The sequence below is a fragment of the Streptomyces sp. YPW6 genome, assembly GCF_018866325.1.
GTDB lineage: Bacteria > Actinomycetota > Actinomycetes > Streptomycetales > Streptomycetaceae > Streptomyces.
In genome coordinates this window covers 5687473-5700924 of the sequence record NZ_CP076457.1, presented here as the reverse complement: position 1 = coordinate 5700924, position 13452 = coordinate 5687473, and the positions used below count along the sequence as shown (strand labels likewise).

At 73.5% G+C, this 13452-nt stretch carries 10 protein-coding genes; 6 read left to right on the top strand and 4 right to left on the bottom strand.

The annotated features are described in order from the left end of the window. Nucleotides 1-10: 10 nt before the first annotated feature. Nucleotides 11-2053: a phosphatase PAP2 family protein gene (locus KME66_RS25105; protein WP_178378944.1), complete on the bottom strand. Its 2043-nt coding sequence runs from the start codon at nucleotides 2051-2053 to the stop codon at nucleotides 11-13. A gap of 274 nt (nucleotides 2054-2327) precedes the next feature. Continuing rightward, a complete protein-coding gene (locus KME66_RS25100) occupies nucleotides 2328-3470 on the bottom strand; it encodes a serpin family protein (protein ID WP_216329610.1) in 1143 nt (380 codons plus the stop codon). Nucleotides 3471-3621: 151 nt separating this feature from the next. Here KME66_RS25100 and KME66_RS25095 point away from each other — a divergent pair, with 151 nt between their 5' ends. Then, nucleotides 3622-4110, top strand: coding sequence for a GNAT family N-acetyltransferase (locus KME66_RS25095; RefSeq protein ID WP_073218511.1), 489 nt, complete (start codon nucleotides 3622-3624; stop codon nucleotides 4108-4110). A 93-nt stretch (nucleotides 4111-4203) separates the two neighbouring features. On the opposite strand, the gene KME66_RS25090 is transcribed toward KME66_RS25095, so the two are convergent. After that, a complete protein-coding gene (locus tag KME66_RS25090) occupies nucleotides 4204-6333 on the bottom strand; it encodes an MFS transporter (protein WP_216326150.1) in 2130 nt (709 codons plus the stop codon). Between the two features lie 230 nt (nucleotides 6334-6563). On the opposite strand from KME66_RS25090, the gene KME66_RS25085 reads away from it, so the two are divergent. The 5 genes from KME66_RS25085 to KME66_RS25065 all read left to right on the top strand — a co-directional run bounded on the left by KME66_RS25085 (nucleotide 6564) and on the right by KME66_RS25065 (nucleotide 12396). Continuing rightward, entirely contained in the window at nucleotides 6564-7724 is a 1161-nt protein-coding gene (locus KME66_RS25085) for a peptidoglycan-binding protein (RefSeq protein WP_253208618.1), read from the top strand. Between the two features lie 281 nt (nucleotides 7725-8005). Continuing rightward, complete coding sequence (locus KME66_RS25080) at nucleotides 8006-8668, top strand: HAD-IA family hydrolase (protein ID WP_216326144.1); 663 nt, start codon at nucleotides 8006-8008, stop codon at nucleotides 8666-8668. A 650-nt stretch (nucleotides 8669-9318) separates the two neighbouring features. Beyond that, on the top strand, nucleotides 9319-9963 hold the full coding sequence (locus KME66_RS25075; RefSeq protein WP_073218521.1) for an HNH endonuclease family protein: 645 nt from the start codon (nucleotides 9319-9321) through the stop codon (nucleotides 9961-9963). A 105-nt stretch (nucleotides 9964-10068) separates the two neighbouring features. Next, a complete protein-coding gene (locus KME66_RS25070) occupies nucleotides 10069-11832 on the top strand; it encodes an alkaline phosphatase D family protein (RefSeq protein WP_216326141.1) in 1764 nt (587 codons plus the stop codon). A 114-nt stretch (nucleotides 11833-11946) separates the two neighbouring features. Next, nucleotides 11947-12396, top strand: coding sequence for a DoxX family protein (locus KME66_RS25065; protein ID WP_073218527.1), 450 nt, complete (start codon nucleotides 11947-11949; stop codon nucleotides 12394-12396). Between the two features lie 83 nt (nucleotides 12397-12479). Here KME66_RS25065 and KME66_RS25060 read toward each other — a convergent pair whose 3' ends face one another. Next, entirely contained in the window at nucleotides 12480-13139 is a 660-nt protein-coding gene (locus KME66_RS25060; RefSeq protein ID WP_253208475.1) for a superoxide dismutase family protein, read from the bottom strand. Nucleotides 13140-13452: the final 313 nt, after the last annotated feature.

Genomic DNA, 13452 nt, shown 5'->3' with positions numbered 1-13452 from the left:
CCCTCGGCGATCACGTGCCGCCGGCCACCGCCTTTCCGGCCGGTACGGGCTCCGGCTGCTCCGCCGCCGGGTCCGCGGGCGGCGGTCCGGAGGGCTGCGCCGCCGCTTCCCGTTCCTCGTCGACCAGCTTCCTCGGTCCCGACAGCACGTACGTCAGGCCGAAGCCGGCCGACACGACCACGGCGCCGCCGACCGCGTCGAGCACCCAGTGGTTGGCGGTGGCCACGATCGCGGCGATGGTGAAGAGCGGGTGCAGCAGGCCGAGCGCTTTCATCCACAGCTTCGGGGCCAGCATCACGATGACCACACCGCACCACAGCGACCAGCCGAAGTGCAGCGACGGCATCGCCGCGTACTGGTTGGTGACGGTGGTCAGCGTCCCGTAGTCGGGCTTCGCGAAGTCCTGCACCCCGTGGACGGTGTCGATGAAGCCGAGGCCGGGCATCAGCCGGGGCGGGGCCAGGGGGTAGAGCCAGAAGCCGACGAGCGCGAGGAGCGTGGCGAAGCCGATGGAGGAGCGGACCCAGCGGTAGTCGGCGGGGCGGCGCACGTACAGCACGCCGAGGATCGTCAGCGGGACGATGAAGTGGAAGGTCGAGTAGTAGTAGTCGAAGAACTCCCGCAGCCAGTCGATCTTGACGACCGTGTGGTTGACCCAGTGCTCGATGTCGATGTGCAGCCACTGCTCGATGGCGTGGATCTGCCGGCCGTGCTCCTCGGCGAGCGGGCGGCCCGCCCGGGCGGCGAGGCGGACCTGGGCGTAGGCGTCGTAGACGACCCGGATCAGCAGGAGTTCCAGCAGCAGGTTGGGGCGGGTGAAGACCCGGCGCCAGAACGGCAGGAGCGGCACGCGTCTCCACCGCGCCGCGACCGGCTTCGCGTAGTCGGTGGGGACCGGGTGCTGCCAGTACGGCGAGGAGCGGGGCACGAACGGGGCGAGGCAGGCCGCGCCGAGCGCCGTGAGGAGCAGGATGTTGTCGCGTACGGGGAAGAGCGCCTCGATGTTCGGCAGCAGCATCGTGCCCGGCAGGGTCACGGCGAGCACCACCACGGACGGCCAGACCAGCCGGTCGGAGGCCCGCTTGCCGACCCTGCCGACGACCGCGAGGAGCACCCAGAGCAGTTGGTGCTGCCAGGCGGTCGGCGAGACGGCGACGACGGCGCAGCCGGTCACGGCCACCGCGAGGAGCAGCTGGCCGTCCTCGGCGTAGCGCACCGCGCGCCGCAGCCCGATGACCACGACACCGGCGGCGAGCACCAGGAACAGGGCGATCTCCGCGGGACCTTCGAGGCCGAGCCGGAGCAGCGCCCCGTGCAGGGACTGGTTGGCCAGGCTGTCCGGCCGCTCCCCCAGTCCGGCGCCCGCGAGGTGGTGCACCCAGTACGTCCACGAGTCCTTCGGCGCCGCGGCCCAGGCGAGGGCCGTGGCGAGGGCGAAGGCCGCGCCCGCGCTCACCGACGCCCGCCGTCTGCCGGTCAGCCAGAGCAGGGCGGCGAAGAGCAGCAGCACCGGCTGGAAGGCGGCGGCGATGCCGACGAGGACGCCCGCCGCCCGGTGGTCCCGGACGACGAACCAGGCCAGGAGCACCAGCAGGACGGGCAGGATGCTGGTCTGGCCCAGGTGCAGGGTGTTGCGGACCGGCAGCGACAGCATCAGCAGGCTGATCGCGACGGGGGCCGCGAGCAGGGCCGTCCGGCGGCTCACCGGGGCGGGCAGGGCCCGGGCGGCGACGAGGCCGAGGGCGACGACGAGCAGCAGGGACCCGAACGTCCAGGCCACGCCCAGGGCCTGCTGGGCCGTGGCGGTGAGCGGCTTCAGGACGAGCCCGGCGAAGGGCGTCCCGGTGAACCGGCCGCTGTCGTACAGCGAGCCCGTCATGTGCAGGACGCCGTTCTCCCCGATCCAGGTCTCCAGATCGAGGAAGCGTTCCCCGGGTGGCTGCCGGAGCACCACCGCCACCTGCCGTACCGCGAGCACGGCCACGACCAGCCAGAGCAGGGCCCTGGTCAGCCCCGCCCCCGCTCCCGTGTCCGCCGCCGCGTCACCGCGCACCCTGTGATCCGCATTCACCACGCTGCGCCGACCCTCCCACCGTTCCGTGCATCGCCCTTCGAGTGGGGGCATGCAGGATGAAGCCTCGCATTGCCCCACGGGGCAGACCCAATCAACCCCCTCTTTGCCTGGCTGTCATCCTGCTTCGGTCCGGAAGAATTCGTCCGTGAGGATGACGGGGCGCCGGAAGGCTGCCGTCGGCCCCTGGGAGCCCCCGGGCACGCACCGGAAATCTCGGACGGCACGCGGAGACTTCGGGCGGGGGCGGGAGGGTTCAGGCGTCCGGGTCGGCGGGGGTGTCCGCCTGCCAGGCGGTGAACAGGGGTACGTCATCGGTTCCGGCCAGCACGACGAGGCCGAAGGGCCGGTCGAAGGCGAGGTGGTGGACCCGCTGCGGCCGGGGGGCGGCCCCCGCCGGGGCCATGGCGACCACCGTCACGGCCGCGGCCTCCACGCCTTCCTCGGCGATCTTCAGCACGGCTTCCTGGATCACGTCGGAGACGAGGAGACGTTCGGGCGAGAGGCCCGAGAAGTCGGCGTCGTCGGAGGTGGCCAGCCGTACGCCGAGGGCGGGCAGCTGCTCGGTGACGGTCACCCGGGTCCGCAGCGCGAGCCGCGGCAGCCCGATGGTCACCCGGTCGGCGTCCAGCCCGGTACCCGCGCTCCGGGGCGCCCAGCCCACCGGGAGCACCCGCTCGGGGCCCGCCCCCGGCTCGCCCAGGACGAGACGGACCCGGGCTCCGGGGCCGCCGCCGGGCTCCCGCTCGCAGCGCAGCTCGACGACGTGCGCCCCGCCGGCCTTCCAGGCGTCGGCCACCGGCACGTCCCGGAACATGGTCGGCACCGGGCGGACCGTTCCGGCCGCGTCGGTGAACGGCAGGTCCCGGGTGCGCCGCTGCTCGAACGGCTTCTCCCAGCGGGCCTTCAGCGCCAGGACGTTGACGTGGGCGAGCAGGGTGTCGTCGGTGATCTCCAGCGGCAGCCGTGCGATCAGCCCGCCGGTGGCCTCGCGCACCCAGGCGTCGGCGGCCGCCGGGTCCATCGGGTCGAAGCGGACGTCCGGCAGCGCCTCCCGGTACGCGCGCAGCACGGGCACCCGGCTCCAGACCCGGGTGGCGACGCCCAGCGCACCGGTCCTCGCCAGCTCGCGGGCCACCTCCGTGACGGCCGGGGCGGCCTCCCGGTCCGCGGTACCGAGGAGGGCCCGGAGCTCGGCCGCGGTACCGCCGCGGGCGCCGGCGGCGACGGCGGCCAGGGCGAGCCACAGTCCGGCGGGCGAGCGGACGAAGCCGGCGGCCGGCTCGTTACGGGACCAACGGCGACCCCGTCCTCGGCCCCGGCCCGCCGTTCCCCCGGCGGCGGCCGGGCCGGCCTGTATCCAGCGTTCGGCGAGATGCTGGATCGCCCGGGTCGTCATCGTGGTCGTGGTGGTGCTGCCGGTCGTGATGGTGCTGGTGGTCGCGGTCGCGCCGCTGGTCGCGGCCTCGCTCGCGGACGTGTCGCTCACTGCTGCCCCCGTACGGGTAATTGCGTCGCCGTCAGGCCGTGCGGCAGCAAGAATGCCCCACATGACCTGGACCGTGGCCACCGAACGCTTCGACTCCCCCGATGCGAGCGCCCTGCGCCGTGACTACTACGACGAGGTCGCGAGCCGCTACTGGCAGCGGCCCGCGACCGCCGAGGAGATCGCCGACGGGCTGGCCGACGACGGGGCCGACCTGCTCGTCCCGCCGACCGGGCAGTTCGTCGTCGGCCGCTGCGGGAGCGAGGCGGCGGGCTGTGCCGGGCTGGTGCTGACGGAGGAGGCCGAGGCGGGTACGGCGGAGCTGACGCGGGTGTACGTGCGCCCGGCGTTCCGGGGCACGGGCGGCGGCGGACTGCTGCTGGCCGCGGTGGAGGAGGCGGCCAGGGAGTACGGCGTACGGCTGCTGCGCCTGGACACCCGCCACGACCTGGTCGAGGCGCGTGGGCTGTACGCGAAGCACGGGTACCGGGAGGTGCCGGCGTTCCACCGCCGTGACCCGTACGCGGAGCGCTGGTTCGCCAAGGAGCTGTGACCCGGCCCCGGTGCGCGGGAGGCGCGCGGGGCTCAGGCCGCTCGGTGATGTCCGGGCGGGTGGTGGCGGCGGTGCGCGGGAGGCGCGCGGGGCTCAGACGGGCGGGTGGTGGCGACCGGGGCCGTCGAGGTCGTCGTGGATCCGGCTGTGTTCCTCGCGCTCGTCGCGGCGCAGATGGGCCTCGTGGTCGCGGGGAGGCGTCGGCGCGTGGGGCCGCTCCCGGGTGGAACCGCTGACCTCGGCGGTCAGTTCGCTGACGAGCCGGACCAGGTCGGTGGGACGCTCGGGCCCCCACCAGTCGCCGAGGAGCTCGGCGAGCGAGTCCTCGCGGGCCTGAGAGAGCCGGACGACGGCCTCGGCCCCGGAGTCGGTGAGGATCATCTGCAGCCCCTCCCGGCGGGCCAGTCCGCGTTCCTCGATCTGCCGGGCCGCGTCGGTGATCACGTGCAGCGGCACGGGAACCGTCTCGGCGAGCCGGGCGGGTTCGACGGTGCCGTGCCGTTTGATCCGCAGAAGCAGCCAGCCGGACGCCGGCAGCAGGTCGTACCCGGCTCGCGCGGTGATCTTCTCGTAGATCTCCCGGCGGCCCTCCCGGGTGGCGAGCACCGACAGGGCGCGGGCGCACTCGTCGTACGAGGAGCGCTCGACCGGATTGGAGGCGAAGGTCTGGCCCGCGTCCGGGGCGGTCACCGAGCCACGGAGCTTGTCCTCCCGGAGGAACCAGGCGAGGACGAAGGCCAGCAGGACGACCGGGGCCGCGTACAGGAAGACGTCCGTGATGGAGGTGGAGTACGCGCTGAGGACGCCGGGCCGCAGGTCGGCGGGGAGCTGCCCGAGGGCCCGGGGATCGGCGGCCAGACTGCCCGCGTCGATGCCCGGCGGCAGCGGCTGTCCGGCGAGCGCGTCCGTCAGCTGCCCGGTCAGCCGGTTGGTGAAGATGGTCCCGAAGACGGCCACGCCGAACGCCGCGCCGATGGACCGGAAGAACGTCGCGCCGGAGGTGGCGACCCCCAGGTCCTGGTAGGAGACGGAGTTCTGGGCGACCAGGACGAGGACCTGCATCACCAGGCCGAGCCCCGCGCCGAAGACGAAGAAGTAGACGCTCATCAGCCAGGTGGAACTGTTCTCGTCGAGGCGGTGGAGAAGCAGCAGGCCGACGGTGGTCAGGGCCGTGCCGAGGACCGGGAAGACCTTCCAGCGGCCGGTCCGGCTGACGACCTGGCCGGAGGCGGTCGAGGTGATCAGCAGGCCGAACACCATCGGCAGCATGTGCACACCGGACATCGTCGGAGTGATGTCGTGGACCACCTGGAGGAACGTGGGGAGGTAGGTCATCGCGCCGAACATGGCGAAGCCGATGACGAAACTGATCACGGCGACGAGGGTGAACGTGCGGATCCGGAACAGTTTCAGCGGCAGCACGGGCTCGACGGCACGCCGTTCGGCGGCGATGAAGGCCACGAGCAGGACGACGGCGAGCACCGCGAGCCCGATGATCTGCGGGGACCCCCAGGCCCAGGTCGAGCCGCCGAGGGAGGCGATGAGCACCAGGCTGGTCGCGACGGCCGCGATGAGGAAGGTGCCGAGGTAGTCGATGGTGTGCTTCTCCCGGCGGACCGGGATGTGCAGGACGGCCGCGATGACGCCCAGCGCGACGACGCCGATCGGCAGGTTGATGTAGAAGACCCAGCGCCAGCTGAGGTGTTGGGTGAAGAGGCCGCCGAGGAGCGGCCCGAGGACACTCGTCACACCGAAGACGGCACCGAAGAGCCCTTGGTACTTGCCGCGTTCGCGCGGGGTGACGAGGTCGCCGACGATCGCCATCGACAGCACCATGAGCCCACCGCCGCCGAGTCCCTGGAGCGCGCGGAATCCGATCAGCTGGGGCATGTTCTGGGCGACCCCGCAGAGCGCGGAGCCGATCAGGAAGATCACGATCGCGGTCTGGAAGAGCTTCTTGCGGCCGTACTGGTCGCCGAGCTTCCCCCACAGCGGGGTCGCCGCGGTGGCCGCCAGCAGATAGGCGGTCACCACCCAGGAGAGGTGGTCGAGCCCGCCGAGCTCGCTGACGATCGTCGGGAGCGCCGTGGAGACGATGGTCTGGTCGAGTGCCGCGAGCAGCATGCCGAGCAGCAGCGCCCCGATCGCCACCAGGACGCTCCGGTGGGAGTGTCCCTCACCGGGGGCCGCGGCCGGGGGCGGCGGGCTCAGCTGCTGGGACATGGGCGTCTCCTCGGTCCGCTGCGTCCACTGATCCACTACACCCCCATCCTGGACGTTTCGCCCCGTTATGGCCTGCCGAGGAAGGACCGCGCCCCCTGTGGGCCGTTGGGCCCGGCCGGAGCGGGCTGCATAATCGCAGGCAGTTCAAGGGGAGGGGACCCACGATGACCGGACACGCATGCCCGGAGTGCGGCAGACGGACGGCCGGGGAGCCCGGCACGGAGCACCGGGTGCCGTGCCGGTGCGGCGCGGGCGCGGGGTCGGCCCCGCTCACGGAGGACGAGCAGCGGGCCGCCCGTACGGCGGAGATCGCCGCGGCCGAGGACTTCGACCCGCTGCGCATCCGCCCGTACGTGAAGCTGACCGACCGGGTGGCCCCGTCCTCCGGCCCGACCGACCGGATGGACCCGCCCTCCGGCCCGACCGGGGGCACGCGGCCCGGAACGTGGACCGGCGAGACGTTCGGGGCCGAGCGACAGGGGCCCGGCGCTCCGGAAACGGCGGCCACCACGATGCCGCTGTTCCTGGGCGGCGACGGCCCGGACGGCGGTACGGGCGTGGGGACGGGTACGGGCGCAGGCCCGGGTGCGCGCGCGGGCATGGGTACGGGCCCGGGTGCGGATGCGGGCATGGCCCCGGGTGCGGGTACGGGCGCAGGCTCGGGCGGGGGCGTGTACACCGATGCGTACGCGGCACCGGCCGACAGCGGGAGCCGCAGGCGGACCGCCGCCGCGGGCCCGGCCTATGCCACCGACCCCGTGCGGCCGCGCCGCAGGCGACCCTTCGGGGCGCTCGCCGTGGGGGCGGCCATGGCCGCGGTGGTCGGCACGGCGGCCTTCGCCGGCGGGCTGTTCGGCGGCGACGACAGCGGGGACGAGGCACTGCCGGAAGCGACCACGAGCGTCCCCGACACGGAGGACGAACCGGCCGCGTCGGTGGCCCCGTCCCCCTCCGCGTCGGCCGCTCCGTCCCGTACGCCGTCCCGTTCGGCCACACCGTCGGCCTCGCCGTCCGCGTCCGCGTCCCCGACGAAGAGCCGGGAGCCCTCGCCGACCGCCACCGCGTCCGCGTCCCCGACGGCGAGCGCGTCGCCCACCCCGGAGGACGGCGGCACGCCCACGTCCTCACCGTCCGCCGCCCCGCCCGCGGAGCTGGCCGGCCCTTCGCTGCGGCCGGGCGACCGGGGCCCGGAGGTCGGTGTGCTGCAGAACCGGCTCAGGGAGGTGTGGCTCTACTCGGGGCCGTCCGACCAGTACTACAGCGACCGGGTGGAGAACGCGGTGGCGATCTACCAGTCGTACAAGCCGATCCAGGGCGACCCGATGGGCGTGTACGGGCCGAACACGCGGCGCGCGCTGGAAGCGGAGACGAGCGGACGCGGACGCCGCTGAGCCCGGACGGATCCGCACGCCGAGCGGTGGACGCGGCAGGCGGCGGGCGATGGGCAGCGGGTGGCGGACGGCGGGCAGCAGGCGGACGGACAGCAGAAGGCCGACAGCAGATGGGGGGGCCGCGGCGGGATTGGCGTTCGAGCCCCTGTTTTTGTATCGTGATGGAACAAAGTAGCTCCCGCCCGCACTCCCTGACCGGCGGGCGGGGGTTGCTCTGTCACCGACCCGCGGCACGCGCGCCCGGGCTGTTCGCCTTTCTCCCCGCGCTTCTGGAGCAGCCGATGCCGGCCACCGTCCTCACCGCTCACGCCCTCCTGCTCGACATGGACGGCACCCTCGTGAACTCCGACGCGGTGGTGGAGCGCTGCTGGCGGCGCTGGGCGACCGAGCACGGACTCGACCCCGAGGCCGCCCTCAAGGTGGTGCACGGCCGTCAGGGGTACGCCACGATGGCCGTCCTGCTCCCGGACCGTCCGATGGAGGAGAACTACGCGGACAACCGGGTGATGCTCGCCGAGGAGACCGCCGACGTCGAGGGCGTCGTGCCGATCGGCGGGGCGCCCGCCTTCATGGCCGCGATCGCCGAACTGCCGCACGCCCTGGTGACCTCCGCCGACAGCGCGCTCGCGACGGCCCGGATGGGTGCGGCGGCGCTGCCGATGCCCGCCGTGCGCGTCACGGCCGAACAGGTCGGCGCCAGCAAGCCCGACCCCGAGGGCTTCCTCAAGGGCGCGGCGGAACTGGGCTTCGACGCGGCGGACTGCATCGTGTTCGAGGACTCCGAGGCGGGCATCGCGGCGGGCCGCGCCGCGGGCATGCGCGTCGTGGGCGTCGGCCCGCGCGCCGCAGCACTGAACCCGGACGCCCATGTGGCGGACCTGACGCAGGTGCGGGTGGAGGCGGCCGGGGACGGCTCGATCCGCCTGCACATCGACGAGGCCTGAGGAACGAGCCGGAAAAGGCCGGAGACTCCGGACCCCTGCCCTCAGAATTCCCTGCCCCCGAGGTTCTCCGACCTCGGGGTTTTCCGACTCCGCGCCCCGCCAGCCTCGGAACTCCCCCGCCCTCGCGACTCGCCGAACCCGCGGCTTTCACGGCCCCACCACCCTCCGGCCTCGGAGCCTTACGACCCCGCGACCTTCCCGACCCCGCGGTTCCGCACCCTCACGGCCCCCGCCCCGCCACTCTCCAGCCTCGGGCCTTCCCGACCCCGCGGGGCCCTCCCCCTCGCGGCCTTCCCATCACGGCGGCTCTCCACCCCGGGCCTCTCCCGCCCCGGACCTTCCCGCCCCGGCGCTCCCCGGCCCAGAAGCTCCCGATCCCGTACGCCGCCGAAGGGGGCGCGACCGGCGACCCGAGCGCCCCACCCCGCCACCGGAGGCACCCAACACCCCACGGAACGGGCCTCCGTGGCGGACCGGCGCGCCCCCGCGATCCGTCACTCCCCTTGCACACCCCTTGATGTGACGTGCACATGTCGCCACTCTGTTACCTGACGCCCACCCCACAGAAACCTGGCGTCGCCACGATGGCCGGGATCCGCCCAAGCCCGACCGTCGCCCACCCACGCACCCCCCACATCAAGGGAGTTCGCATGTCCGGTGTCTACGCGCGTCGCCTCTCCGTCGTCGCCGCAACCGCAGCGCTCGCCGCCACCTCCACCCTGTTCACCGCTCCCAGCGCCCAGGCCGCCATGCCGACCCCGGTCAGCGCGGCGACCGCGCGGACCTACCTCGGCCAGCTCACCGTGGGCGCGGAGGGTTCGTCCAGCGGCTACAGCCGGGACAAGTTCCCGCACTGGATCACGCAGTCGGGGACCTGCAACACCCGCGAGGTCGTCCTCAAGCGCGACGGCACGAACGTCCAGCAGAACTCCTCCTGCGCGGCGGTCAGCGGCACGTGGTACTCGCCCTACGACGGCGCCACCTGGAGCGCCGCCTCCGACGTCGACATCGACCACATGGTCCCGCTGGCCGAGGCCTGGCGTTCCGGCGCGAGCAGCTGGACCACCGCCCAGCGCCAGTCGTTCGCCAACGACCTGACCCGCCCTCAGCTCATCGCGGTCACCGACAACGTGAACCAGTCCAAGGGCGACAAGGACCCGGCGGAGTGGATGCCGCCGCGCTCCGCGTACAAGTGCACTTACGTCCGCGCCTGGGTCCACGTCAAGAAGCAGTACAACCTCAGCGTCGACTCCGCCGAGAAGAGCGCCCTGCAGTCGGCCCTGAACGGCTGCTGACGCCGCCACCGGCCTCACGACGCCCCCGCCGGGACCCGTGCACCCTCCCTCCGCGTTCTGTACGTTACGGAGCCGATCCGTACCGGCGTCGCGAGGAGGCACCACATGGCCGGGCTGCGGCTGGGACCACTGCTGCGGTACGTCGACTGGGAGTCCGGGTCCACCGCGACCGTCTGGGTCGAGGCGAGCCGTCCGTGCACCGTGGAGGTCAGGTGCGCGGACGGCGCCGCGGGGTCCTCGCCCACCTTCTCGGTGGCCGGGCATCACTACGCCCTGATCGTGGTGGAGGGGCTGACGCCCGGCTCCACGACGGCGTACGAGGTGCTGATCGGATCCCGGCGCGTCTGGCCGCCCGACGGCACCCGCCTCCCGCCGAGCACCATCACCACGCCGCCGGTGGCGACACCGGGGGACGGGGCGGAGGGCGCGGAGGGCCCGGCTGACCTCGCCGGGGCGGCGCCGGGCGGCGTGCGGATCTCGTTCGGGTCGTGCCGCTGGGCGGCCGCCCCGGACGGCGGGCACGACCCCGTGGGGCCGGACGCCCTGGTCACCCTGGCCACCCACCTCGCCGCGGACCCGGAGGCCGAGCGGCCCGACGTCCTGCTGCTCCTGGGCGACCAGGTGTACGCGGACGAGACCTCCGCCGCGACCCGGCGCAGACTCGCCGCCCGCAGGGACGTGACCGAGCCGCCCGGCACGGAGATCGCGGACTACGAGGAGTACACCTACCTCTACGACGAATCGTGGCGCGACCCGGAGGTCCGCTGGCTGCTCTCCACGGTTCCCACCTGCATGATCTTCGACGACCACGACGTGATCGACGACTGGAACACCAGCGCCGCCTGGCAGCGGGACATGCGCGCCACACCCTGGTGGCACGAACGGATCGTCAGCGGGCTGATGTCGTACTGGGTCCACCAGCACCTGGGCAACCTCTCCCCCGCCGAACTGGCCGCCGACCCCGTGTACGCGGCGGTCCGGAGATCCCCCGACGGCACCGAGGCGCTGCGCCGGTTCGCCGCCGAGGCCGACGCGGATCCCGCCCGTACCCGATGGAGCTACCGGCGTGTTTTCGGCCGAGTACGGCTGGTGATGGTCGACACCCGGGCGGCCCGCGTCCTGGCCGAGGGGCAGCGGGCGATGCTCGGCCCCGAGGAGGCCGACTGGCTGCGGGCAGCGGTTCTGGACGATCCCACTTCCTGTGACCATCTGCTCATCGGCAGCTCTCTGCCGTGGCTGCTCCCCCCGCTCGTCCACGACGCGGAGCGGTGGAACGCCTCCCTGTGCGCCGGCGCACGCGGGGACCACTGGGCACGCTTCGGCGAGAAGCTGCGCCGCGCGGCTGACCTGGAACATTGGGCCGCTTTCCCGGAATCCTTCGACCGGTTCACGGAGTTGCTGCGGGAGGCCGCGAGCGGCCCGGACGCCCCGGCGACGGTATGCGTCCTCTCGGGCGATGTGCACCACGCCTACATCGCCGAGCCCCGTCGGCCGGACGCCCCGACCGGGCACGGATCCGCGCCCGCCCCCGCTTCCGCCCCCGACCCCGGAAGCGCCCCGGCGTCCCGCACCCTTCAGCTGACCTGCTCCCCCGTGCACAACTCGGTCCCCCGGTGGATCCGGGCGGGATTCCGCTTCGGCTGGAGCGCGGCGGGCCGGCGGATCGGCCGACTCCTGGCACGCCACTCCCGCGCCGGAACGTCTCCGGTCACCTGGGACAGGGCGGGCGGCCCCTGGTTCGGCAACCAGCTCATGACACTCACCCTGCATGGCCGGAAGTCTGCGCTGACATTGGTACAGGCCACGACGGGGAAGCGAGGAGCCCAGCTCGAAGCGGTTCTGGAGCGTTCACTCACCCCTGAGAGTTAGGTGATTTTCAGCCACCCGACAAAATGTTGAAGTTGCAAGCACTGGTGAGGTCTCCCTAACCTGATGCGCCCAGTCGGTTCACGTCCCCACCCCGACCCAAGGAGCCCACCCCCCATGCTCATCCGCTTGAACCAGGCGCAGCCCTATGTGCTCAGCCTCTTCCGCTTCGTCGTCGGCCTGCTCTTCGCCTTCCACGGCGCCGCCACCCTCTTCGGGATGTTCGGCGGCACCGAGGCGGAGACCGGCGCCTGGCCCGGCTGGTACGCCGCCGTGATCCAGCTGGTCTGCGGCACCCTGGTCGCCCTCGGTCTCGGCACCCGCGCCGCGGCGTTCCTCGCCTCGGGCTCGATGGCGTACGCCTACTTCAAGGTGCACCAGCCGGAGGCGTTCCTGCCGCTCCAGAACGGCGGCGAACCGTCGGCGATGTTCTGCTGGGCGTTCCTGCTGCTGGTCTTCACCGGCCCCGGGGCCGTCGCCCTGGACCGCTTCTTCGGCTCACGGAACACGGCGTCCGCCGCCGGGAGCGCGGCGCGGCAGGACCAGGCCCCCGCCGTCTCGGTCTGACCGGCGGTCCTCGTACAGCGGTGCCCCGCTCCCCCGGCCGCACGGAGGGAGCGGGGCACCGAGGCGCACACGGTGGCAGTGGGTCAGACCCGTCCGCCTGGCTCGAACGGCACCGTGAAGCAGGCCGCCCTCTCGCCCGCACCGCCCTGCCGGTCGTGGATGACCACCGACCGCGCCCCGCCCTCCCGGAAGCTCCAGCCGTGCACGGCACGGGCCCGCCCGTCACCGTCCTCATCGGTCCGGAAGTCCAGCCAGACCTCGTTGACCGGGTCAGCGGTCGCCGACGGGCGGTGCTGGTAGTGCGGGCCGGCGGCGGCCGGGTCCGCACCGCAGGGCGAGGTGTGCGCATGCATCCCGTACGCGCGGCCGGGCGCGAACCCGTGCAGGCGCACCCCGACGCGGGTGGCGGACGGGCCCGCGACCTGGGTGACCTCGATCCGCGCGCCCGCCGGAACCAGCCGGGTGTCGTACGTCAGCGCGTCGGACGGGACGAACGAACCGGGCGGGGAGAAGACCCCCGAGGCCCGCATCCACGAGCTGCCGCCCCCAGCCGCGGCAGCAGCGGAGGCGCTCGGGTCCGCCACGTGTACGCCGTGACCCCCGCGACCAGTGGTGGCGCCATGACCGCCAAGGGTCTCGTGCGCACCGTGACCCCCGGTGGTGCCGGAGGCGGTCTCCTGGGAGGCGACGCCGACGCCCGCGCCGTACGCCAGTGCCAGCAGCGCCGCCGCCCCCGCCAGCACGCCCGTGCCCCCTGGGATGCCCCGGCTCCGCGGCCTGACGCCGCCCCCGGATGCCGTCGTCGGCCGCCGTCCCGAAATCGGGTGCGCCGCACCGCGTCCCGTCCGTACCATCCATGCCGTCATGCGCTGCTCCTCGCTCGTGCCGGTCGCTCTCCCCGCCTAACGGGCGCATGGCCGCCAGGTGTACGTGACCTGCACAACATCACCCGCCCCGGGCGATGTCGGGAGAAGCCCCACGCGTACGCTGTACAGCCGAACCTGCCGCCCCTGCCGCTCCCCTGCGACCGTCGCGGCGATGACACGACCGGGGAGT